Annotated in this window: 16 protein-coding genes and 1 pseudogene; 4 read left to right on the forward strand and 13 right to left on the reverse strand. The window is 42.2% G+C overall.

What is annotated here, in order from left to right; genetic code table 11:
• Positions 1–455: 455 nt before the first annotated feature.
• The 4 genes from A4S05_RS22150 to A4S05_RS22165 all read right to left on the reverse strand — a co-directional run bounded on the left by A4S05_RS22150 (position 456) and on the right by A4S05_RS22165 (position 5,270).
• The gene (locus A4S05_RS22150; RefSeq protein ID WP_084227210.1) at positions 456–3,236 is read right to left on the reverse strand and encodes a dynamin family protein; all 2,781 of its coding nucleotides are present in this window, start codon (positions 3,234–3,236) and stop codon (positions 456–458) included.
• 32 nt (positions 3,237–3,268) lie between these two features.
• Entirely contained in the window at positions 3,269–4,279 is a 1,011-nt protein-coding gene (locus tag A4S05_RS22155) for a hypothetical protein (RefSeq protein ID WP_069071954.1), read from the reverse strand.
• A 293-nt stretch (positions 4,280–4,572) separates the two neighbouring features.
• Positions 4,573–4,899, reverse strand: a complete 327-nt coding sequence (locus A4S05_RS22160) for a helix-turn-helix domain-containing protein (RefSeq protein WP_069071955.1) — start codon at positions 4,897–4,899, stop codon at positions 4,573–4,575.
• A complete protein-coding gene (locus A4S05_RS22165; protein WP_069071956.1) occupies positions 4,896–5,270 on the reverse strand; it encodes a type II toxin-antitoxin system RelE/ParE family toxin in 375 nt (124 codons plus the stop codon). Before A4S05_RS22165 ends, A4S05_RS22160 begins: the two co-directional genes overlap by 4 nt.
• Before the next feature lie 425 nt (positions 5,271–5,695).
• On the opposite strand from A4S05_RS22165, the gene A4S05_RS22170 reads away from it, so the two are divergent.
• Together A4S05_RS22170 and A4S05_RS22175 are read left to right on the forward strand one after the other, a co-directional pair.
• Complete coding sequence (locus A4S05_RS22170) at positions 5,696–6,265, forward strand: tyrosine-type recombinase/integrase (RefSeq protein WP_069071957.1); 570 nt, start codon at positions 5,696–5,698, stop codon at positions 6,263–6,265.
• A 53-nt stretch (positions 6,266–6,318) separates the two neighbouring features.
• Positions 6,319–6,774 carry a hypothetical protein gene (locus tag A4S05_RS22175; RefSeq protein ID WP_069071958.1) on the forward strand — a complete coding sequence of 152 codons (456 nt, stop codon included), beginning with the start codon at positions 6,319–6,321 and terminating at the stop codon, positions 6,772–6,774.
• A 636-nt stretch (positions 6,775–7,410) separates the two neighbouring features.
• On the opposite strand, the gene A4S05_RS22180 is transcribed toward A4S05_RS22175, so the two are convergent.
• From A4S05_RS22180 to A4S05_RS22210, 7 genes are all read right to left on the reverse strand, one after another.
• Entirely contained in the window at positions 7,411–11,070 is a 3,660-nt protein-coding gene (locus A4S05_RS22180; protein WP_069071959.1) for a tetratricopeptide repeat protein, read from the reverse strand.
• A 187-nt stretch (positions 11,071–11,257) separates the two neighbouring features.
• Positions 11,258–14,164, reverse strand: a complete 2,907-nt coding sequence (locus A4S05_RS22185) for a DEAD/DEAH box helicase (protein ID WP_256091081.1) — start codon at positions 14,162–14,164, stop codon at positions 11,258–11,260.
• Between the two features lie 98 nt (positions 14,165–14,262).
• Complete coding sequence (locus A4S05_RS22190; RefSeq protein ID WP_069071960.1) at positions 14,263–14,652, reverse strand: type II toxin-antitoxin system VapC family toxin; 390 nt, start codon at positions 14,650–14,652, stop codon at positions 14,263–14,265.
• Positions 14,649–14,888: a hypothetical protein gene (locus A4S05_RS22195; protein ID WP_069071961.1), complete on the reverse strand. Its 240-nt coding sequence runs from the start codon at positions 14,886–14,888 to the stop codon at positions 14,649–14,651. Before A4S05_RS22195 ends, A4S05_RS22190 begins: the two co-directional genes overlap by 4 nt.
• A gap of 152 nt (positions 14,889–15,040) precedes the next feature.
• Positions 15,041–16,150 carry a ParB/RepB/Spo0J family partition protein gene (locus A4S05_RS22200; RefSeq protein ID WP_069071962.1) on the reverse strand — a complete coding sequence of 370 codons (1,110 nt, stop codon included), beginning with the start codon at positions 16,148–16,150 and terminating at the stop codon, positions 15,041–15,043.
• Positions 16,147–16,902 (reverse strand): ParA family protein, encoded by a 756-nt coding sequence (locus A4S05_RS22205; RefSeq protein ID WP_069071963.1) that lies wholly within the window; start codon positions 16,900–16,902, stop codon positions 16,147–16,149. The genes A4S05_RS22200 and A4S05_RS22205 overlap by 4 nt, the downstream gene beginning before the upstream one ends.
• A gap of 374 nt (positions 16,903–17,276) precedes the next feature.
• A complete protein-coding gene (locus tag A4S05_RS22210; protein ID WP_256091082.1) occupies positions 17,277–17,615 on the reverse strand; it encodes a CU044_2847 family protein in 339 nt (112 codons plus the stop codon).
• 70 nt (positions 17,616–17,685) lie between these two features.
• On the opposite strand from A4S05_RS22210, the pseudogene A4S05_RS44275 reads away from it, so the two are divergent.
• A pseudogene (locus A4S05_RS44275) lies at positions 17,686–19,767 on the forward strand (caspase family protein); the annotation flags it as partial.
• Positions 19,741–21,159, forward strand: coding sequence for a PP2C family protein-serine/threonine phosphatase (locus A4S05_RS43490; protein WP_069071972.1), 1,419 nt, complete (start codon positions 19,741–19,743; stop codon positions 21,157–21,159). The pseudogene A4S05_RS44275 and the gene A4S05_RS43490, both read left to right, overlap by 27 nt.
• Positions 21,160–21,531: 372 nt before the next feature.
• On the opposite strand, the gene A4S05_RS22225 is transcribed toward A4S05_RS43490, so the two are convergent.
• The gene (locus tag A4S05_RS22225; protein WP_069071966.1) at positions 21,532–22,392 is read right to left on the reverse strand and encodes a HEAT repeat domain-containing protein; all 861 of its coding nucleotides are present in this window, start codon (positions 22,390–22,392) and stop codon (positions 21,532–21,534) included.
• A 181-nt stretch (positions 22,393–22,573) separates the two neighbouring features.
• Positions 22,574–23,992: a relaxase/mobilization nuclease domain-containing protein gene (locus A4S05_RS43495; RefSeq protein ID WP_141699782.1), complete on the reverse strand. Its 1,419-nt coding sequence runs from the start codon at positions 23,990–23,992 to the stop codon at positions 22,574–22,576.
• Positions 23,993–24,029 lie beyond the last annotated feature (37 nt).

Consider the following 24,029-nt stretch of genomic DNA (forward strand, 5'->3'; position numbering starts at 1 on the left):
AGTCAACTCAAACAGGTATTCATCTTTCTTCAAGATTAAGCATCGTTGCCCATTGATTGATTTGACTGCCGTTGATGTTGATCCGCTCACACAGATCAGTCTTAGTTAGCCCGTAAGTTACTCTCGTCTAAACCCAGACAACTAGCGGGTGTTATCTCAATCGTGGTTGGTGGTAGCAATTGCTGGCGCATCCAGGGAGAGCGATCGCTTTTAATCGGCAGTCATTATTGAGATACAGCCTAACTTTAAGGTAAAAAGTCAACGGTTCAGTTCAGAAGAATTGAAGCGACTGTTTAATGAGTTTGTCTACGGCATACGGCACAATCACGGCAATTCCTACGCTGTATAGGTCGTAGCCTACGGCATGGCTACGGCAACGCAGACAGCCACGGCAGAGACACCAATAAGAAATCAGCCGATAAACAGCTATTTAATTTTCTCTTTAATCGCTATAACTATCGGTCGATAGGCATTGGTTTCCAACTATTAAGCGTTTCTCGAATAAATATTAATTCATTGATATATTCACTCACTTTGATTCTTTGGTTCTCAAGGTTAGCAATAATCTCAGGAGCTTCCACTTCCCTTATTGCTCGTTCTTCCAGCAAATAATCAAATTCAGCCTGAAATCTATTGATGTAGTCATTGATTTGTTTTTCCCCTTTCCGAAAATCTTCCGATACTTGTTTTTCAATAACACGCTGAAGTAACTCGAAGTTTCTCTCCACTTGTGAGTTAATCTTTTGTTGGATTCCTTGGCAAGTCAGTCGCAAATCAATTTCGTAGTAAGATACTGTTTCTTGATACGGAACATTTACTTCATATACTTTATCTGATTTACAGCAGTGACTCTCTGTTATTTTTTCTCTCTTTGTTCTAGTAAATACTTCTTGTTGATGTTGAATTTTAGCATCAATCCCTAAAAATTCAAATTTAGGAAATTGAATTGGATTATTACTAATTTCCACCTGCAAAGCATTTCCAATATACTCAGAAATATTATTAGAAATTATCTGGATTTCTTGTTGAATTTTTTTAAGCAAATCTTCACGTATTTTTGTTCCATCTCTCACCAAACTGTCTTGAGTATCTAACCAAAAACTTTGTATCACAGGAGTGCAGTAATCATTAATTATTTTACCGATTTTCTCAGCATCGTTTTTGTTTTTAACTTTAATTTTATAAGGATCTGAGCTAGAAGCAGATTCAAATAAAGAACCAACCTTATCTCGAATATATGTGACAAGATTTGGATTTGTTTTCTGGGATGAAGACTTTTTAGATTGATTCTCAGCCACTTTATCAATTTCTGTTGCTATACGCTTTTTAGCGATATCTGCAAATTCATTAATCCCTTGGCTAAACCTAGTTATCAATATCTGCTTTTGTTCTTCTACAGACTTTTTTACGGTTGCTACCCGCTTTTGGGCTGAATCAGAACATTTTTTATACTCTTCTATCTTTTGTTGCAGTTCCTTAAATTCTAACTTCCAAATTCCAATATCTGTAATAAATATTTCCTCAATAGCTTTAGCTGCTTTTTTAAATTCATCCAAAACATCACTCAATAAATTCCATCCGGAATTTTGAGTAATAGTTTGAATTACACTTTCTTGAAGTTCAGGAATACCACTATCATCTAAACTTTGGGGTGCAATTTCTTCTGGTAATGGAATGATACGCCTTCCTCTTTCATCTCTTTCTGCATATTTAGCACTAAAAAAATCTTCAAAGTCCTTGATATGGCTACTAGTTGCCTTGCCTTGTTGAATAAGCTTAGATAACAAACCTTGCCATGCACTGACTGGATAAATAATTGGTTCTGGAATGCCAAATTCAACCAGATTTTTTCTTAAAGATTCTATAACATCTGCGATAGGTCTATCTCTCTCAGCTTTTCTATCTACTTTGTTAAGAACAAAGTAGATTTTACCTCTATTCTCTGCTAAAAATTCCTTTCGCTGTTCAATTAAATCTTGAAGCAATTCTGAGTTCGTGTTATCCCTAAATGATGTGTAATCCAGAATGAATAATATAGCATCACAGGTTCGGAGAGCTTCTAAGGCAGTCTGCTTTAAAGAAGTGGTATTAAAAGAGGCAGAATCCCACTCATTAGGGCCAGGGGTATCAACTAATGTGAAACCTGCCAGCGACGGCATTTTACTAATGGCTTCAATGGGAAGTTCTAATTCAAAGCGTGTAGTATTATCTTGATTAGATTTAGATCGAATCTCATGGGTACGCTCTAAAAATCTTTGCCGAATTTCTCCTGCTTCACCCTCTATTAAAACTATGGGTTCTCGTTTACCTGCTTGATATTCTAAGAGTCTGGGTATTTGTCCCGCATCAATTGGACGGATATCTGTACGACAAACTGTGCAAGCTTCTGCTTCACTTGCCAACACATCTGCACCAATTATGGCATTTAAGAAAGTACTCTTACCTGCTTTCATCGCTGCAATTACAGCAACCTGATATTTTTGTTCTGCCAAGGCTTTTAAAGCTTTCGTAATATTATCCTCAACGCTTTGTAATCCTTGGGTACTATCTCCTTCTTTACTCCGGACAGCACGAACTTCTTTTAGATACCTTAAGAGTCTGTCACCAGTGTCATGAATTCTGTTATATGTTTCCTGAAATTCTTGACTATGCATATTTTGAGAATATAATTTCATGAAAATTTTCTCCTGATTGATTTCAATCAATTCGTTGTTCATTGAAAATGTTTTTTTTGTAAATTCCTCATAGCCTATATTTGATATAGTTGAAAAATCTACTGTTTTTAAAATGATTTGGCGTTGAACAGCAGCAATAAAATTGCGTGCATAATAGTCACTGGGTACACAAATTAACTGTTCATTGATTTTGTTAAGAACGTTATTTGTAAGTTCCACTGCGTTGACAAATTTCTTTAAAGCAGCTTCTGTTGGATCTCTATCAATATCCCACATCAAATAAATCAGATTTTGCTGCAATCTAACTGCCAAGCGCAAACAGTCTTTTTCTACTTCATCTAAGGCGTGCTGGCGAGTTAAACCAATAATCTGCTTTTTGCTTTTATCAGCTAGTTCATAGTATTTTTGCTTTAAGTTTGCATATTTCTCAACTAGTTCATTTGCAACAGTCTTATGATGCTTGGCAGCTTGTCTATCACTTTCCCCAGCAGCGTGAGTAGTCAAAGCACCAACAACAGCTCCAACAGCTAATCCAAGAGCGCCAAACAGAAAAGGAAGCATAAAAAACTATGGAATATTCTAAAATTTAATTTTTATTGTTTTGGATAAAAATGAGGTATTTGAGAATCAGGCAATAACTTACTATCTGCTGATGTCAGTCCTAAAGATTGAGCAATAGCGACTGATTCACGTAACCGTTGCATAGCCCCTTCTACCCCAGGTGCAATTGGACGATTTGTAATTTCTTGATTAATTGTTTCCGTTTCAGCCAAAAACTCTAGATTTTTCTGATGTTCATAAATCAGTTCGTTCTCAATAGCTTGCAAATGCTCTAGTTCCTGCTGAGTTAAAGATTGATAATAGTTTCTTACCGCTTGTCTATGGTCGTCGAGAATTTTGAAAAACTCGTAAACCATCCCCGCAGTTCCAACAACAGCTAAAACTGGTGCTGCTGCGGTTAAAGCGATCGCTATTGGTGGACAAGCTGCTGCTACTGCTGTAGTTGCAAATGCGGTTGCGCCTCCAACTGCACCACCCATAACAGTATCTTTTAATGTTGCTGTAGTCGCTTCCTGTGCAGAGATTTCACCTCGGACTACACGCAGTGCATTAGTTAGAAGCGAAAAAGGTGCGGCTGTCACTGCACCCACAGCAGCCCCCAAAGGTGCAGCTTGAAAACCTGCTTTGACAGCACCTGTCAGGTTGTCAAACTGCCATTTTGCATCTAGTCTCATTTTCTCCTGCCAAGTCATGGTTTTATCACCACGAGCAATGTTATCTTTGGCATTTTCCCATTTGATATTGTTGGGATTGTTAGAACCACCCTTGCTGTGAGGTTTGATGTGACTAGCGTGCTTATCTGATAAATATTTTTGGGTACTAACATCAGCAAACTTGCCATCAATGCCTGCTCTTTGAGATGGGGGGATCTTGTCTAACATTTCTTGGGCTTGTACCCTGGTTCTTATCGGTTCACCAGGTCGAATCCCACCTTTATATAATCTACGCGCCGCACTTAAGGATAGATCCTGTAATTGGGCGTGTTGAACGTTAATATTGGCCCCAGCGTTAAAAGCGGAATTATGCTCTTGTTCGTCAGACATGGGTAAACAAATCTATTGTGATGTATTCTTATAGTTCCCATTTGGACATCAGTTGCGATCGCATTAACCCAGTGTGCAAATTTCCTCTAGAACGTAGCCCACAGTTGATATCACTCATTGATAGCAATGATCCATAAAACAGAGGTATAGAAACGAGTGTAGACGCTTGATTTTTGCGTCATGAGCAAAAGAACGATCATCCAGTCCCCCCAGTGCTGGATAATGGTTTAGGTATTGGAAATTGCCATTTTATGTACCGTAAGAATTAAGAAATTTTCTGCTTCCATCCTGCCCTATAGCGATATCACAGTTTCAGCAGATTGGCCCGGCGCGTGACGAGGGCGAAGATGTAAGGTGATTTCCGTATCGAGTCGCTTGAGGAAAATGAGGAGTTTGCCCTCGCTGAACCGTTGAAACTCTCCTTTCATCAAACGAGATACTTCTGGCTGGGGAATGCCAAGAAGTTCGCTAATTTCACGCTGTTTCAGGTTGCGTTGTTTCAAAAGGCGCAGTACCTGAATCCCTATCTTGCCCCGCGTAAAAAGTTCATCCGCATCCTCTAAACCGAGGTCAGCGAATACGTTGCCACTGCTTTCTTCAAAAACTGGTTCCTGTGTCATTGTTGTTTCTCCCTGGCTACCGCGTCCTTATAGCGTTGTTTAATTAGATCAACATCAGCCTGTGGAGTTTTAATCCCCTGCTTTGATTTCTTTTGAAAAGCGTGCAGGACATAGATTTTTTCTCCAATCTTTACCGCATAGACGGCCCTGTAAGTATCGGTATCGTAGCGTTTGACGATTTCATACACCCCACTCCCAACCCCCTTAAAAGGCTTGGCATCCATTGGTGTTTCCCCTGCTTGCACCAATTGCAGTGCATAGCCTACTGATGCACGCACCTCTTCTGGAAATGAGCGGATATTTTTGAGAGAGTCTCCCATCCAAACAAGAGGTCGTAAAGGAATTTCTATAATATCCTCGTCATCGTCCATTTTATATGAAATTTCCTATAAAACAAGTCAGACAATAGCATGAAATGTCCCGCGTGCGACCTATGAGGTAAGTTTTATTTCCAGTTGGTTTCCTTCTAGACTGCCGTGTAGACGCTGGTGGAGAGAAAATTGATATCGGTTTTGATAGCAACTCCCTTATCAACCAGGGGTATAGAAGCAGTATAGACAGTTGAGCAAGCCGCAACATGAGCAAATCATACTGGTGCAGATCATACCTGCAAGTGGTAATAGCGCTGCTTAGATAAGCAAGTTTTATCAGCCAACGAGATAATGCGGGTTGTAGCGGTCGTGCTGTCGTGCTGATTGATAAGTCTGGGTTAATCGGGTGTCATCGCTCACGAAAAATTAGGCTTTCCAGCCGTTTACATTGTGTTATTGCAGAAAGACCATGTAAGCTAGACCCTATGAAAATCAATCGATTCGGCAGGGCAGAAATCCTTACACCCGATCAAATCAATGTCCTATTTAACGAGGGCTTTGTCAACCCGCGCGATCGCGCTCTGTTCGGCGTGTGCCTTTATGCTGCTTGCCGGATCAACGAAGCTTGTACTTTGGCGGTGAAAGATGTGTTTGGCAGTAACGGTGTTAGAGGCGTGTTGGTGTTACGCAGTGTCAACACCAAAGGCAAGCGAGACACCAGGGAAATTCGAGTGCATCCGAAGCTCAAGCAGTATTTAGAAGAGTACAACCCCAACCGTCGCAAGGAGTTTTTGTTTCCCGGTCGTCATGGGTTGGGGCATATTCATAAGGTCAGTGCTGATAAAATCCTCAGAGATACCTGTGTGCGGCTGGGGATTGAAGGGGTGAGTACCCACAGCTTTCGGAGGACGGCGTTAACTAGGATGAGTGATGCGGGGATACCGTTGAGGCATATACAGGAGATATCAGGGCATAGGACTTTGGCCGCTTTGGAGCGATATCTGGGGGTAACTGAGAAGCAGAAACAAAACGCTATCTCTGCTTTGGATTTTTGATTTTAAATTGTCTGAAGGTGTTGACTCTTAACCAATGAAAAGTGAGGATAACTATGGATGCTCAATTAACTACTAATGAAATTAATGCGGCACGGGATTTATTAGGAAATTACACCCCTGCAAAGCACGCATTGAATATTTTAGAAAAACACAACGGTAATTTTGATACTTCTTTTGATGAACTGTGGGTAGAGAAAAATGGGGTGATAGTAATGCCAGAGGGTAAATCACTTTGGCAGACAACACTGAAAGTATTGCGCCAGGAACTCTGCGGTGATGATGGCTTTCGCGGTCAACTTAAAGAATACACTAAAAATCCGGGAAGTACACCTTTGCTGACAGGGGTGATTGTTTCCCTAGTAGGTGTAGCAGCAGCGCATGGCTTACCCCTTGACCCAGCGATCGCTACTGTTGTTGTTTTGTATATTCTTAAAATCGGACTCAATATATTTTGCGACTACACCGAACCACCTGCTGGTAACTCTGGCACTCTCCCGCCAGCAAACTAATGTGCTGATCTGCCTATTGGGCATCACCGTGCCAAAACGGGAAAATTGTACGTTAAGGCTGAAAAGCTTGCCCAGCAAGCATCTTAGCCACTGATTTTTTACCCTTCACCCGAAGAGCGGCTGATTACCCTTATTTCATTGGTGCAGAGTACTGATACTACTCTGCACCAACTGGAAAGACGTTAGCAAGTTGGCTAGTCTTGAATGAAGGATAGAGGTGTGGCCTTTGCTGAAAACAACGTATTTTCATGGCGTTGGGTTAGTCTCAATTCCTTAGCGTAACTTTCTGTACGATTGCTCATTTACCCCCGATCACGAAAATAACAAATGCGATCGCAAAATCGAGCCATCAATCCGGTTAAGAGCGGCGACCACCTTAAAAAGGGGGTAAAAGAGCATTCTTAGCCCCCCTTTTTAAGCTATCCATTATAAACATCTTTCTTAATATTTGAAAGGTTTGCACCATAAGGCTTTCAAGCCTGGGTTCACAAACTGTAACAATCCTTTTTGACAGGCTTATTGATAATTACAAATTCAAAAATCCAAGCATAGTAAGGATTGGAGCAATTGCTCACAAAAGTGTTGAGAAAGATCCGGGTAATGGATAGCTTAAAAAGGGGGGTTGGGGGGATCTGATCACCCCGCATCTCCATTACTTGACTCAAAACTCTGCCTCACTTCCTCCACCGACATCCTCAAAATCTCAGACACGGCTGCTAATAAACTCTCATCCTGAGTAACTTGGTAGAAACGGGCAAGATTACGCAGAGAAATTCCTAAACCATACTCATCATTAAACTCAGCCGTAATCTGTAAATTTTGCAGATAATTCGCTTTCGCTGACTCCAGTTCCCCTAATTCTTCTGCAACTGTACCAAGTAGAAAATAGCTGCGGGCACAATTATAGCGATCGCCTTTGATAAAAATATCCAAAGCCTGTTGATAATTGCGCCTAGCTTCTTCAAATTCCCGCAATTCTTGGGCAACCCTTCCCAACTCGTGGTAGGTGCTAGCACAAGAGTTGCGATCGCCATATTTGATTTTAATCTCCAAAGCCTGTTGATAATTGCGCCTCGCCTCTTCAAATTCCCGCAACTGTAGGGCAAGCATTCCCAACTCGTGGTAGGTGCTGGCACAAGAGTTGGGATCGCCTTTGATAAAAATATCCAAAGCCTTTTGATAATTGCGCCTAGCTTCTTCAAATTCCCGCAAGTGTAGGGCAACTATTCCCAACTGGTGGTAGGTGCTGGCACAAGAGTTGGGATCGCCATATTTGATGTTAATCTCCAAAGCCTTTTGATAATTGCGCCTAGCCTCTTCAAATTCCAGCAACTCTTGGGCAATCCTTCCCAAAAGGTAGTAGGTCTTAGCACAAGAGTTGGGATCGCCATATTCGATGTTAATCTCCAAAGCCTTTTGATAATTGCGCCTAGCTTCTTCAAATTCCCGCAACTGTAGGGCAACTATTCCCAACTGGCGGTAGGCGACAGCCTGCCAAAGTTGTTTTTGTCTTTCTTCTTCACTCTCTAAGGCATTATCAATTTCCAAAGTCTTTTCATAAGACTTTCTAGCTTGTTGGTACTGGTGGGCTTGCAGTTGACAGTTACCGAGTCTGGAAATTGCCAATGCTAGTTGATAACCGAATTCACCTTTGATAAATTCAGAAGGATAATTCTCTAAACGTTGACAAACTGCTTCTGCCAACTTCAGGTTACTTTGGTTATCACTAATTAACTCAAAGTAGTTATCTAAACACCAATATATGCTGATGCTTTCTTGCTTCTCTAAACAAATCTGCAACGCATTGTAGAGATTTTCATATTCTTGCCTACACAAGAATATCCCAAATTGTCGTTCTTGAGCATCTTTAGAATCCATCAACTGCTTATAGATTTCTGCCAAGAAATGATAGTGGTTTTTAAATCCCTCACGCAAAGCTGCACGAGTTGCTTCATCGAGAGTTTCTAACTTAGTCTTCAAGAAATAGGGAAAAACAGGTTGAATCGTCAATAAGCGCGACTCTTCATCCATTGGTGAAAGCAAACCCCAGATAATCGCCTCTTGAATTGCATCGGTAAATTTATCAAAAGGATAATCTTTTAATGGCTCAAAACTTTGTAATCGCTCGATATACTGTGGAATAAGAGAAGCGGAAATAAACTTACTAAACTGAGCCAAACACAACAGTAATTTTTGCGCCTCTGGTGATAAATTACTGTGAGAATATTCTACACACTGCAAAATACTTTTAGTCTTATCTTCACTCCCCGTATCTAAATCCACATCACCAGCTTGCCACCCCTGCAAAATCTCCTGTGGCGATTTCCTTTGCAAATTTGCTAACATAACTTGCATCGCTAAGGGATATCCTGCTAACAAGCTCATCAACTTTTGAAAATCCCCATCTTGGCGAATCCCAGCAATGCGGTTTTGGGGTACATTCCGTTCTAAAATTTTCTCTGCTAATTCCGTCCGGGCTTCTTTATCTAAGCCTCGCAACTCATAAATATTTTGTTTAAATGTGGTAGCTTGCAACCAATCTTCCCGACTGAGGGAACCTAAAATAACTTTGGTATTTCCACCTTGCAACCGCCCTAAAAAATCGCGGATTTGATGGCGTTCTATCTCTGGTAAAGTATTTTGAATTGCCAGTTGTTGCCCTGTCACCGATTCTAAGTTATCTAAAACCAAAGCGTAAGATTCAGCGCGCAGTTTTGCTACTAATTTTTGTACCTGCGCCGCCTGATTCATGGCTTGAAACTGGGCTTGTTCAAATCTGCCATATACCTGCTTACCAATTTCAAACAAAATTTGTGTGAGTGTCCACGCCTTTTCGTCATAGCCAAAATAAAAGACATTCTGCACAAAATTTGTCCGTTGCCACCATTCCCGCAGATAATTTAACAGAGTCGTTTTGCCTGTTCCCGCCATCCCCTGCAACAGTAAAATGTTATGCCTGAGTACAGCTTTCTCAATTTTAAGAATCTCTAAATCCCGCCCGACAAAACCATATTCTGGCAAGGGGAAGCGGTATTGACTACCAAAAGTTTCCCAATATTTTTCTTCTTCCTCTGGTGTAAACTGGCGTAAATTAAAATTCACTGTCCTATTGCAATACACCACAGGTAGCAACCAATCTTCTAAATCAATCGACTTATTAAAATAAGCTTTGCGTTCTTTATCATTAAATAATTCTCGCCTACCCAAGCGAATCGCCTCAGTGATGGGTTTGTTATCAAATAAATGACGATAAAGCTGTGCCATCATCAACTTAGCCGCCGACACAGTGACAGAATACCCCATCGCCACTACCATCTGCATTCCCGCCGTCATTAACCGACTTCCCAAGCTGGTTTCCCGCAAATCTTCGTCGGCGGTTAAGTTCTTCACCTGCTTCCCTGACTGACAAGCATTGAGAATACAAACGGGAATTCTCTTCCCTGTCAGCAAATCTGCTAACTCTTTGGCTTCTACCAAATCAACTTTTCCCTGAGTCTCCCCCTCAAAGGCTACAAACGCCCTCACACCATCAAATTTCTGCCAATCATTCCGCCCATAACGCCCTCTATATAAATAGCGTCCGGGTTTGCTGGGTTGTTGTATCTGTTCATAACTCATCAGCGCCCCATGACAATCTAAATGGATGACATGGTAATATCCCGCACCTTTCGCTTCCAAATGATCGGATAAAGCTTGGTAAGTCCCCGGACGCAGCAATTCTACATTCACCCGCAAGTCGCTATTTTCAATCAACTCCATCAACGGGCGAGAAATTGTCCGATAACCTACGTCCTGTTCTTCATCTGGACGCGCCACCACTACCAACAAATTAATCACTGGGGAAGTTTGCACATCCGCATAGATGGGTGCTGGTTGGTTACGCTTACGCACCATCACACAATCTACAGCTAGGGGACGGGGTAAATCTGGGTCACGCAACGCTTCCCAATGCAGTGCTTGAAATTCTGATGTTTTTCCAACAATTTCAACTTGTAATTGACTTAAATTACCCCGCAGCTGTTGATAGGCGCTGTAAGCGTTGAAATCAACCCGAAAAACTTGTGCAAATAGCTGTTCACCATAAGTTTTAAGACTAGCTGCTGCTGCTTCTGCTTTCACAGTATCCAGCAAGGGAAACATCAACCAATCTTCAAAATACCACTCCAGTTGTTTTTCTACCTTGGGTGTAAAAGGGTCGGTAATTTTTACTCCATACTCTCCTCTACCATCAAAACTGAGAATGGCATTAAATCCACCTTCTGTTGTGGATTCTTCCCGAATAGTGATAATTGGCATGGTGTAGTGCTTCAAGAATTGGTTAATTGATTCCTATCCAAGTTGCTTGATTAGAAAGGCAAAAGCCAAATAATGTCTACTTCTTTATTAGGATTTTCACAGACCATAAATCATCTACCCTCCTCCTAATGGCGTAAATAGAAGGTTCGTGTAACCANNTGGTTACACGAACCTTCTATTTTCGCCTTTAAGTGCGAATTTCTCCATGTTGCCGAATGTGTTCAACTAACCGCTTGGTTTCACCTCCAGCTAATTCTAGTTCCCTAACATTGCCCACCAAAATAAACAATTCCTTTGCCCTACTAACGGCAGTATTCAACAAATTGGGTTTGCGGTTGAGGAACCAAAAACTATGCTCTTGGTGACACTGGTAAGCAGAAAAGATAATAGCCGCTTTCTCCCCACCTTGAAAATTGTGAACTGTGCCAATATCATCCCAACAAAAGTTTCGCCACCGATTAGAGAGGCGATACTTGAGCGCGTTAGCTTGCTGCAAAAACGGCGACATCACCCCAATTGTCTTTGAGTTATCCTCCGCGCTAATAGAGTAACCTTGCTTCAGCAAGTATGTAATTACAGCTTCTACAGCGTTGATTTCTTCTGGATTAGTGTTATGGGTGTGGCTTCCCTCGACATGGTAAGCCAGGAGAGGCGGTTCTGTTGCCGTCCGGTGATCATCGGAAAGAATTTGCAGACCACCGGGATAGTTGGGACTGCAAAACTGAATAATAGACGGGGTGCAACGGTAATGATTTCTCAGAATAATGCCATTGCCTAAGTCGCCTTCTGTGCCACTAGCACCAGCAGCACGATGATAAGCGGTAGCTGTATATTTAGCGGTGGGAGCATAGCGATAGTAATCTTCATTCCTCATGCCCCAATCCAGAAAGGCAGTTTTGAAATATTGCTTGATGGTATCGTCGCTCATGTTAACGATAGGCTCAATTTGTTGGGGGTCGCCTGCTACTACTGCCCGTTGCGATCGCACCAGCAAAGGAAATAATTGGTGTATAAGAGTTGTCCCCGCTTCATCCACCAGTGCCAGCTTGATGATATTAGGCTGAAGAATTGGCAACATATTACGCATTGATTGGAGGGTGGAGGTAATGACAGGGAAAATCAAGCTCAAGTGACTTAAGATGGCATCACTATCAGTTGACAGTTTTAGCAATGCCTCTCCATCCCCCGCTAATACACTGCCGTATGTTTCTAACCCCCTCATAACGCTATCCTTGCGTCGGAGAGTTTCTTGCAACAGAAACGTCCAGGCACGTTGAAATAGTTCTAGCTGCAATTGGTGGTAGTCACGATAAAAAAGATTGTAGAAATCCTCTTGGGGGTAACTATCAAGTTGTTTTTGAATTTGTTGCTGTTGAGCTTGTTTTAGTTCTAGTTCCTTATTAAAAGCTGTTAGTTGGGTTTGAATTTCAGTGACTTTCCGGTTAATATTCTGCCATTGCTGTGAAAAATCGAGTTTTTGGTTAACAGAAGCCTGGGCTGCGGTTAAACTCAAGCGGTCAAGGGGGATCTGAAAGGGATGTGAGGAAGCCAAGGTGTTTAAAACAGCAGCGTTGATTCGCAAAGCCAACCGCCGGAAAATTCGCTGATCGGTAGTAGCATTAAGCCAATCCAAGGCGCGTTTTGTGATGGAGTCGGACTCTTTTGCTAGTTCTCGTTCTGCCTGGGATAATGCTTCTCGTATTTGCTGGTACGCATCAAGGGGAAAATTTGCATAATCAGACAAACTTGATAGCTGTTCAGTTAGGGCTTGTAACTCTGAATCAGTAGCAGCAATCTCGTTATTTAGAGATTGGATTTCTATACCCAGTTGCGATCGCCGTTCGGTATCAGTAACTTTTTGAGCAGTATTCAAGCGGTCTTGCTCTATCAGTTGTTGAATTTCACTTTCTGCTTGCAGTAATTCGAGTTTGGCTTGTTGCCAAGCAGATTGGTTAAATTCAGCATTACGCAGCCAATCTTGGGTTGATTGCAGTTTGGGTAAGGTTTCCTTACGGATATTAGCTTGATTGCCGCCTGGAAGATAAAACTGTTGAGCAGGAGAATCTATAGCCAGTCGTTGTTGGAATTTTTTAACTGTGCTGTTATTAGCGCCGACAAAGAATATTAAATTATTTACATCATCAAGACCCTGAACAAGCCGTAACGCTCGATTCACTACTTGCTGTGCTATGAGGTGCAGAAACACTTCTGTTTTTCCAGTACCGGGTGGCCCACAAACAGCAGTTAGTAAGTTCTCTTGAGCGTGTTTTAATACAGACGCTTGAAATTCATCAGGTGCATGATCCGGGAAAGCACCCCAGAACATCACCTCATCTCTGGGTAATTGTGGCTGACCCCAGAGGTACTGCATCGCTGGGTGAGTTTCAGTTAGCCATTCGCTATTACAGTCATGTTGTTGAAGTTCCTTAAGGTTTTCTTGCAGGTCAAGTTTCAGGAGGGCGTTATAGGGCGTAAAGTCGCAGCGAAGCAAATAAGGTTGTCGAGAGGTTTTGTACTTTCCTTCGGGTAAATCTACCAGTTCAAGAAAGTCTCGAAGCGTTGGGAATCTTCCTTTAAATGTGTCTTCTAAAAATTTTCCAATTCCTGACGCAACAATCAGTGATTCGGTTTGCTCCTCCTCTAGTCCGTACAGCCGCATCAAATTAACAACCACAGGCTGAAACTCGTATTCGGTCAAGTCCCAGCCCGTTTTGCGGTAATTACCTTTGAATATGGGTGAAATATCAATTGTGAACAGAGGCAGGTATTTCAGCTTTTGGTCTTTGCCCTTGCCGTTTATTATATAAATTTGTGGGAAAGCAACAGCCATCTGAACATCATTTTTGTTCCCTCTTTTAGCTGCTTGTTGCTGTTGCTGGAATTGCGTAAATACTTCGCTATCTAACAGTAACTTGTTGCCAACAAGCTGCACTCCCTTATCTACTACTTTTGAATAAATATCTGAAGAACGCTCGACCTCGGCTTGAGTCAGTTCTTCTAACCTGATGTAGCCTAACCAAGCTTGTACTATCTGGATAAGTTTTTCTGACTCTAGCATAGGAACACTTGTGGGAGCGACTGTACTAACTGGCACTCTTCCTTAACTTAATATTTTTTCTCGTTTATCGCAAACATACCCCAGTAGTCAACAGTTTTCCACAACAGTTTTCACAATTCTAGTTGCTCAGAACGTTATGAAAGCGTTTCCACGCCAGAATAGTTAAGGATTTTCGCGTCAACAGTTAACAAAGGACACCCATAATTTCTGGCTGTAGCTACAATAATTTGGTCAAAAGGGTCGCTATGAAATCCGCTTAATTGAGTTGAATCAACCACTATCGGCAGGGTTAAATTTAATAGCTGTACTCCGGGATAAGCCAAAGCTGTTTCCAACCATTCATTAACTGAACAAGAAAAAACCAGTCGCTTTTTTTCGACTAATTTGGCGACTTCCCAACAAGAAACAATACTTACTCCCAAACCCTGAGATTGATATTCTTCTATCCACTCTCGATACTTTGTAGTTAGTTTGGAGTTATCGTCAACCCACCAAACCCAGATATGGGTATCAAGTACGATCATTGCAAAACTTCCCAATCTGACAAGGCAACAGGTTCTGTTGGATCATCGTAACGGATTACTTGACCGCGCAGTGGATAAATATTTGTTTCTGGTTGGCTAGGTGCTGCTCCTTTATTTTGTGGAGTTTTAGCTGACAGAATAATCACCTCCACAGCATCCCCCGCATGAAAAGGTAAGCCCCGTAACATCAAAGTTCCATCTTCCGTTAAAACAGCTTCTATTTTGTGAGCTTCCATCTTACTACTCCTATTTGTTAATGGAGAAAAAGAGAAACGGATCTTACTTTCTCTAGTTTTTTTATTATGGCACTTTGGCTTCCCTGACTTTTTAGCCGTAACTTGCGTAAGTCATGATTTCGAGAGAACCGGGGAGCAGTGGCAACTTGAGCTTACTCAACGTTTGTCAGCGTCTCTAGTTGTGCAAGTAGTTTCTCTATTTGCTTGCGCTTCTTGGGGTCTGACCAAATACGCGATTTTCTTAGTTTGGTAGTCGCAGCAGTAAAGCGCTCTCTATAATCGTTCGACTCGGTGTTTGCGGTAGAGGCTGGGGTTTTCTTCTCAAGAATGCGCTGTCTGATTTCACTTAAAGACCAGTTGTTAGCAAGAGCTTGTTCTAAAAATGCAACGCGCTCATCTAATTTCTGAATCTGGGCGATGGCCTTGGCTTTGGTGTACTCAAGTGAGCCTTCCCTTAGCGCATCAAGGATATCTTCTGGGAGGTTGAGCAAGGGTAGACGGTTCTTAACGAAAGATTCCCAGGTCATTAACCCTAAGCCTTCAAACACAGATTCAACAATTTTTAGGTCTGGGTTTAATGGCTGCTCCTGGTTGAGGCCGGAATTATCTGTTTCGGTTTCGCCCATAACGTTATGGGTAGATAATTCAATATCACCTTCATCGTCGATGATAGCGTTATTAGTGGACTCAGTTTCAACTCCGCCCATAACGTTATGGGTAGGTTCATCACCTTCGCTAACAGGAACGCCCATAACGTTATGGGTAACTGTAGATGCTTTGTTCTGTAGGCGTTGTAGACGATAGAGTAATGGCGGTATCTCCTCAACACTTCGACCTAGCTTGAGAGACAGAAGTTGCAGAATACCTTCAGTTTCTTCAACTGGGTTGAGGTCTTCTCGCAGTAAGTTTTCTATAAGTGCAAATTGAAAAGCTGCGTTATCGTCTAATTCTCGGATGACAACAGGGACAACTTTCAGTCCAAGCTCTTGGGCAGCACGATAGCGGCGTTCTCCTGCGACTAATTCGTGTTTTTCTCCATCAAGGGGGCGTACTAAAATTGGTTGCAGTATGCCATGCTGTTTGATGGATTCAGTTAACTGCTTTAATGCCTCGGAATCAAAGTAACGGCGTGGTTGATTCGGCGGCAGAGAAATCTGGTCTAATGGGATGCTCACTTGAGAATCGGCATTAATAACGCCTGTAGTGTCCCAAGGTACATCAATTTTGCTTTTGAGAGGTTGGCTTGCTTTAGTGCGTCTCATTTTAATGATTCTAAACTAACGGCTATTTTTTTCAAGATTTGGACAGATGGGTGCTTGGGATCGTAAACTGCCAGGGGCATTCGTTCTTCTGAAGCATCAACAAAAGCAGTGGAGCGAGGAATCGGGGCAAAGACTGTTCCAGCGCTTGCTAGTTGTTCGGTGATGGCTGCTAAGGTACGAGTGTCCTGGGAGTTACGGGCATCGTATTTTGTTGGTACAAACCCGGCTATTTGCAGTTTGCGGTTTGGTTTATTGCGTACTGTAGCAACCGTTTTTAGTAATTCGCCTGTTCCCTCAAAGGCTTTGAAATGAGTTTCTAGGGGAACGAGAACATGGGTAGCAGCTACAAGGGAGATGTAACTTAGTAGCCCTAAGCTGGGAGGGCAATCTATGAGGATGAAATCGTAATTCTCTTGGATTGGTTCGATAGCTTCTTTCAGGCGGAAATCGCGCATGGAAGCACTAACCAATTGCATTTCTGCCGTACTGAGAGAAATGTTAGCTGGGGCTAAATCCATACCATGAATTCCCTCATGTATTGGCAGGGGTTGTTCATCTACAATGGCATTGTTGACAGTTTGCTCTATGTCTCTTGGAACCAAGCCCATAAAAATAGTTAAGCTGGCTTGGGGGTCTATGTCGATGAGCAGAACACGATGACCCAATTGCGCTATTTGGTAGCCCAGGTTTTGGGTAAGGGTGGTTTTGGCAACACCTCCCGCCTGATTAAAAACTGCGATGATTCGGCTCATAAGTGAGTTTGTTTACCTGCCCCGTTACAATTAAAGATAACTGTTGATGCTTCAATTGGTACTGTTTTTTTGGGAATGAGGCTGTTGTTTTAGTTAAGAATTTTGATGACGGCATAGGGAACGCATATTGTAGAGGAAAGCGAACACTACTAGCTGCAAGAAATTTTTTAGGTTTTTTGGCTACCTAACACTAGGTTTTGAGACCGCACTTATCGGAAAAACGGTTGTTTTGGGTTCTCTTTTTAGAATAAATTTCAACTATTTACCGGAAGAATCAACGTAAAATCCTTATGCCAGTTGAAATTTAGAATTACTAGCGACTGGAAGTCGCGCCAACACCCTTGAGGGTGTTGGCGACCGTGGGATACTACCGCTTATTGCTTCTTTTGCGCCAAGTTATACTTAACCTCGATTTCAAAATTACTCTCTGCTGACCCCTCAGTTAAAAACGGAATGCCAGTTTTACCACCCAGCTTGATGCCAAATTTAACTGTTACCTCCTCAGCATCAGGTAAATTCTTAAAGGCTCCCACAGCTAACTTGGCATAACCACGAACTTTATCCTGGAATTCTCTGATATTAAGCGTAGGTAGACCATTACGGTATCCTGGCTCCTCTTCTTCTGGAATCTCAGAGGCTGTCTTTGATTCCACATAGATTTCGTACTCTTGATCATCCTCTTTGACAATCAGGCGTTGCACTTCTGACATCATTAGCCTCAGTTATTGTTTTGGTTGTTATTCTAGTAATATTACGTAAAAACGGAATCCTGGGTTGGGCAATATGCCTCGATATGCGCTAGTGATTGGCATTGCCAAGTATGACAATTTCACAAATCTGCCAAAGGCTGTCAACGATGCCGAACAAATTGCACAGTTAATGCGTGAACATGGTCGGTTTGATGTTCAGCCGTTACCTAGCAAGCTAATCGAGAGCGAAAATCGCTGGCAAGTTACGCAGGATAAAAAGTTAACTGGCAAGGAATTTGGTCAAACACTGAGGATATTTCTGTTGGAGAAGGCGAAAGGTAGCGAAGCACTAATTTATTTTGCCGGACATGGATTTGAAGCACCCAGCCTTACAGGTGAACCGAAGGGGTATTTAGCAACCTCAGATTGTAATAAATTAGATGGGCAGAATGCGATCACCTTTGATGATTTCAACACTTTAATCGCTAAATCTCAACTCAGTAGTCTCGTGGTACTGTTAGATTGCTGCTATGCTGGCTCTTTACTAGAAAGAAGCTTTATCAGGTCAAGTTTCCCCGTCTTCAACAGCAAACAGGACTACTGCCTAATTACTGCCTCCCGTGCCTTTGAAAGAGCGCGCGAAGATGCAGAAGGTGGTATTTTTACGAAAGCAGTTTTGAGAGGATTGTCTCAGGATAAAGCTGATAAGACTACTGGGGAAGTAAATGTCAACGACTTGATGAGCTTTGTATCACGAGAAATCAAGGGGAGTGGACAAGAAGCAATCTACATGGGCGGAGGTAGGTCAATTCCTCTGGTTTTTTATCCACAGAAGAATCCGGTAGCTACTGGTGTGGTGAGTGAAGAATGTCCTTATCGGGGATTGGAAGTTTTTGACAAGGATCATGCACAGTTCTTTTTTGGTAGGCAGAAAGTAGTTAACTCGATTCAACAGAAACTCGATCAGGCTAAATTTATCCCCATCATTGGCGCTTCGGGGAGTGGCAAGTCTTCGGTAGTTCGGGCAGGTTTGATTCCCCAATTGGAGAACAATGGCTGGCAAGTATTAGCCCTAATTAAACCAGGAATTCAGCCTTTAGCAAACTTGAGAGCAGCTTTTGAGCCATTTTTTCAGCGTCCAAGGGAAGTGCAACAACTGTATGATTTTATCCACAATCAAAATCTTGCTGATGGCTTGGTTAAGCTTATTGAATTTCTCCCAAAAAGTAAACAATTTTTGTTGATAGTAGATCAATTTGAAGAGGTTTTTACCCTTTGCTACCAGGAAGATGAGAGGCAGCAGTTTATTAAGCTGCTCACGCAAGTTACCGAGATTCATAATTGCCAATTGACAATTGTCACTACAATGCGTGCGGATTTTCTCGAACCATGTTTGAGTCATGAATCATTGACAGGGTTAATTCAAGAACAGGCAGTCTATATACCACCTTTAGTTGGAGCCGATTTGGAGAAAGCGATTGTCTCTCCAGCCCACCTGCAAGGCTACCAGTTGGAGACTGGTTTATTGGGAGCTATACTACAAGATATAGCTCAAGAAAAAGAATGTTTGCCCTTGCTAGAGTTTGCATTAACAGAACTCTGGACGAAACGCGATCAGCAAAAGTATCAGCTAAAAGTTGAGCATTATAGGGCAATGGACGGCGTGATGGGAGCATTAGATCGTCATGCTGAAGCTATTTATAATCATTTCACTGAGCGAGAACAAGAGTGGATAAAATGGATATTCTTAAGCCTAGTGAGGACTGGTGAGGGTTTGAAGGATACTAGGCAGCGACAAATAAAACGTAAACTGTTAAGTATTCCTGACTATAATAACCGTAATCTAAATCAAAATGACTTGCGGTTTAATAATGTACCAGTCCTGTTTTGGACTTTTCTTTTTGATGCAGATTTTCTGACTGGTATTTTATTTTTACGCGAGTCCCAAACTGAGAATTTAGAGAAGGATAAGCAAACTAACAGCTATGTCCTAGATGAATTAATTCAGGGACGCTTGCTGGTTACTGGACAAGAAAAAGGGCAAGAAGAAGCTTGGGTAGATTTAGCTCACGAAGCGTTGATGGAAGGCTGGCAGCGCTTTGCTCAATGGCGACAAGAAAACCGGGAGCTACGACGACAGAGCGATCGTATTGAAGACGCTTCGAGGGAATTACAGAAGAGCCAGTCTCAATTATTCTCTCAACCCACTGCCGGTAATACTAGCGCCGCAACGGATGGCACTCCAGTTGTCGCGTTAAAACAACTTATGGCACAACTGCAAGAACAGAACAAAATTCAGGATTTGTTAGGTTCTTTAAGTTTTGCCCTCAGAAGCTTCAATAATTTGAATCAGTTTTTGGAACTAATCCCGCTAATGGCAACAAGAGTGACAGATGCAAACGGCAGCGCCCTGTTTCTCTACAAACCTAATGGTCAAGTCAGGTTAGAACAGTTACATTGGCAAGATAGTGGACAGCGTAAGAATATCCGCAAAGCGCTAGAAATAGCCAGCAGTCAAATCACGCTTTTGCCAAATACTGCCCCTCTAGCGAATGCGACGGGGATTTTAGATGACCAGATGCATCGTTATTTGGGGCCAGATGTACAAATCTTTGGTACGGCGATTCTGGTAAAGCAGACAGAACGGGGATGGCTCTACGTATTGAGCCGCGACCCAGAATATAGTTGGACAGAAACTAGGCAAAAGTTAGTTAGGTTAGTGGCAGACCAAACAGCAGTAGCGATCGAAAACGATGAACTAGCTATAGAACTAAGAAAAAAAGAACGCCTAGATCAAGAACTAGAAATTGGTAGAGAAATTCAACGGCGATTGCTACCACGCCAATGCCCTACCATTCCTGGTGCAGTCCTAGCGGCACGCTGTAAAGGTGCCAATCGTGTCATCGGAAATTACTATGACTTTATCCCCACCAATCATAATCAGATTCAGTCAAATACTAAAAATGGTCTCGAATCAGAGCTTTGGGGTTTGGTAATTGGGAATGTGATGGGTAAAGGTGTCCCCGCAGGATTGATTATGACTATGATGCGGGGGATGCTAAGAGGAGAAGTATTAAATGGTAATTCCCCATCCATGATTCTGCAACACTTGAATCGAGCTATATATGCGGATTTGGAAAATTCCCACCGCTTTGTAACGCTATTTTACTCAGAATATAATCCCCAAAGTCGAATTTTGTCTTACAGTAACGCTGCACATAATCCACCCTTGTGGTGGCACGCAGCCACAAAAACTGTCACCAGGTTAGATACTCTGGGAATGCTGATTGGGTTGGATGCCAATAGCGAATATGAAAATGCCCAGGCACAACTAGAACGTGGGGATACAATTATTTACTATACAAATGGTTTGACCGATGCTGCTGCTGCTAGTGGCGATCGCTTCAATGAAGATAACTTTGTCGCTGGCTTCAATACGGCTTGCAAGTACTGCAATGGCCCAGAGGAGATCGTGAATTACCTATTTGACCAAGTTGAGCAATTCATTGGTGCTGATAAGCAAAATACTGATGATATGACATTGGTTGTCATGCAGCTTGAATCTTAAAATTAATTTTGCCTACGTTTAGGGGTCAAATGAGCAGTGATTCCAAAAGTTCCGCTAAGGCTGAAAAGCTTACTAGATAAGCATTATATCAATCAATATTTTTTGCAATCCTCAAAGTACTAATTAATCTATACTTCCACATGGACAGGATTTAAGAACTCGTGGCTCGGAGTCGGCGCAGCGGAGTGGCTCTTGCGGGCTTGCAGGATCTAGTTGGCCCAACAAGTAATCTTTCTGCCCGTAAGAGCCACCGACTCCGAGAGCGTAGCGGTCACGAGTTCGTCGGTTCAACATGAAATCATCGACTAAAACCCCTAAAGCGTTGTTTTTGCTCCAGTATCTTTTGCAGGCTGCATTAAAACTACTATTCATTTATTTTGAAGGATTTCTTAGATTTCGCTGTCTTCGAGCTTCTCTCTTTTGTTGTGCTTTATTCAAGCTTTCATGATCATTAACGCTCTGTTGGTGAGTAACAATTTTTTGTGTTGTTTGCTGGTCGCCAGTTGGGGGTAGGGATTTAGACGCTAAGTCGTTCCTAGTCTTTAAGCCAAAATAGACCTGCACATCATCAAAATCTCCCACCACCTCATCATCAACACGCCCCGCTTCAAAAGCTTGCTCAATCAGAGGTAAAGAATCTATTGCTTTAAGGTCAATTAGCATAGAAATAATGTGACCATTTAATTCAGGACTATTTTCTTCAAAAGCAGAAAGCTGTTTAGACAAGGCAGCAACACAATGCGCCTGCTGCTCTGGATATACACAGGCAATTCTTTTGATAGTAACCGTAGCTTGAACTCGCCAAGTTTCGTCATGAGAGTCATCAGCAAGATAAGCAGCCAGTGGTGGGATTGCGGGTAAACCAATTAGGCTTAAAACATCCGTCAATTCCTCAATCAAGCAGAACAAGACTTCATTATCAAAAGCATCATCCATTTTAGGAAATAAGCTAATCAATGGCTCAATTGCTGATGATGCGCGGAGTTGTCCTAATGCCCGAACTGCATGAATCGGTGCGTATTCTAATAAACTGTCTTCACCAAAAAAATCATTTTCATCATCCTGTATATTGTATAAATCCTCATCCGTTGCCATACGGATCAACTCAGGAATATCCTCGGCAGTGATGCCTAATTCGTGATAGTCAGGCCATTCATCTGGGGATAATTGTCCAGTTCCTGGCTGATAGTCAAGTAATTGATTAACAGGAGATGAGTAACTATTTCTTGGCATAAAATATCTAAGTCAATTTTTTACTGGAGTTTGGACAAGCTTTTTGATTGCACTTTACTCTTAACAGTTAATTAACCCCAATTACAACCACATTAGGGGGAATACTGCACTACGGTAACGAGCGTTTTTGTTGCAAGGCATCTCTGTTAAACTGCAACGAGTCAAGGGCGATTCTTTAAGGTCACAGGCTAAAACCACGGTCAAGCTGTTTCTGCTTTTGTTGCTCCTCCCTCAAATGAGCTTCTAGTTCCTGACTCCAATCAGGATTATGGGTTTTGAGCCTTTTACCCTGTGGCAACAATTCTAATACTGCACTAGCAGCAAGATTCCCTTCTTGATCATTATTGAATGCTACGACCACCCTATTGAAACTCTTGAGAAATTCCATAGGTAGGTTATTCGGGTCATCAGCTACTATCAACATGGTTCTAGTTGGTGGTAGTCCCTTGCAACTTGAGATCAGGTAGGTGGCTGCTGACATGGCATCAATCGGTGTAGAACACAAAAAGACGTTTTCTACCTTGTCCGTTGGTTGCCCTCCCAACCTCAGATAAAACCAACCATTTTGTGTAGAGGTGTTTTGGTCGTACTCCACAGTGCGATGATTTTCTCTAGGCTTTGACCAAACTAATGCGCCAGTTTTTTCACCATCTAAATCACGCTTGATAAACAAAATATTTCGTTGCTCATCCATGTAAAGCAACTGATTATTATGTAATCCTTGCGAAATATAATCTGGTATATAGCGTTTCTCGCTTAAGTACTTGTGCAACACTTGCCAAACAACTGTATCCTCTGGTGGTGGAGTGAACTGGGGCTGTTGCTGTTTGTGTTCAATATCTTGAAAAAACTTTTCTAACTGCTCAACTGGCAGTGGTTTAACAGGTTTGAGCAGCAATTCATGAATAGGTTCATCATCACGTTCTGGTTGGTAGTCAACACCGCGATGTTTTTGCAGGCCAGGGAAAGTGTAAGCTGCACCTAGTTGTGTGCCACTGAAAGCCTGCCCATCTTTCTCATAAGAAATACCTTTAGACTTACCATTTCTAGTGAAACCTGTTCTTACACTAATGCCAGCTTGCTGCAACCGCATGATCAGCGTTGGCATTTGGGGACTATCAACTCTGGCCCTATCAATCGTCTGCTGAACTGACTCTTTGATGATGCGTTGTGGAGGAGAGTCACGTTGTCCCTGTGAAAATTCTTCTTGTTCTCGCCTAATGCGTCTAATTTGTCCGGTGCTGGGTGTGCGATTCAGTTTTTCTCTACTGCCCTGCACTTGCACCAAATTATAGTCAATTTCAATTTGTCGCAGGACTTTCTCAGAACGTACATAATCCCAGGAATCATGCACTAAAAGCCCCGTATCCATCCTAATTCTGCTGGCTGCAACGTGGATGTGGTCGTCGTCGGTGTTGTGGTGGCGGAAGATGACAAACTGATTGGCATCAAAACCCATTTCCTTCATGTAGCGATCGCCAATTTCATTCCACTTTTCATCATCTAATTTGTCACCCTTGGCTGCTGACAATGAGACATGGTAAACAACACGCTCGGCATCTGGGTTTAGTTGTCGAGACAGCTTAAATTCCCGCGCCAATTCACGGGCATTTCTCCATAGGTGTCAAGTTAAGGCT

It is taken from the genome of Nostoc sp. KVJ20 (genome assembly GCF_001712795.1).
Lineage (GTDB): Bacteria > Cyanobacteriota > Cyanobacteriia > Cyanobacteriales > Nostocaceae > Nostoc.

Excerpts from the sequence above, each read along its gene's own strand:
- A4S05_RS22150 (WP_084227210.1), bottom strand. The coding sequence starts at position 3,236 with ATGCTTCCTTTTCTGTTTGGCGCTCTTGGATTAGCTGTTGGAGCTGTT.
- A4S05_RS22155 (WP_069071954.1), bottom strand. The coding sequence starts at position 4,279 with ATGTCTGACGAACAAGAGCATAATTCCGCTTTTAACGCTGGGGCCAAT.
- A4S05_RS22160 (WP_069071955.1), bottom strand. The coding sequence starts at position 4,899 with ATGACACAGGAACCAGTTTTTGAAGAAAGCAGTGGCAACGTATTCGCT.
- A4S05_RS22165 (WP_069071956.1), bottom strand. The coding sequence starts at position 5,270 with ATGGACGATGACGAGGATATTATAGAAATTCCTTTACGACCTCTTGTT.
- A4S05_RS22170 (WP_069071957.1), top strand. The coding sequence starts at position 5,696 with ATGAAAATCAATCGATTCGGCAGGGCAGAAATCCTTACACCCGATCAA.
- A4S05_RS22175 (WP_069071958.1), top strand. The coding sequence starts at position 6,319 with ATGGATGCTCAATTAACTACTAATGAAATTAATGCGGCACGGGATTTA.
- A4S05_RS22180 (WP_069071959.1), bottom strand. The coding sequence starts at position 11,070 with ATGCCAATTATCACTATTCGGGAAGAATCCACAACAGAAGGTGGATTT.
- A4S05_RS22190 (WP_069071960.1), bottom strand. The coding sequence starts at position 14,652 with ATGATCGTACTTGATACCCATATCTGGGTTTGGTGGGTTGACGATAAC.
- A4S05_RS22195 (WP_069071961.1), bottom strand. The coding sequence starts at position 14,888 with ATGGAAGCTCACAAAATAGAAGCTGTTTTAACGGAAGATGGAACTTTG.
- A4S05_RS22200 (WP_069071962.1), bottom strand. The coding sequence starts at position 16,150 with ATGAGACGCACTAAAGCAAGCCAACCTCTCAAAAGCAAAATTGATGTA.
- A4S05_RS22205 (WP_069071963.1), bottom strand. The coding sequence starts at position 16,902 with ATGAGCCGAATCATCGCAGTTTTTAATCAGGCGGGAGGTGTTGCCAAA.
- A4S05_RS22210 (WP_256091082.1), bottom strand. The coding sequence starts at position 17,615 with ATGATGTCAGAAGTGCAACGCCTGATTGTCAAAGAGGATGATCAAGAG.
- A4S05_RS22225 (WP_069071966.1), bottom strand. The coding sequence starts at position 22,392 with ATGCCAAGAAATAGTTACTCATCTCCTGTTAATCAATTACTTGACTAT.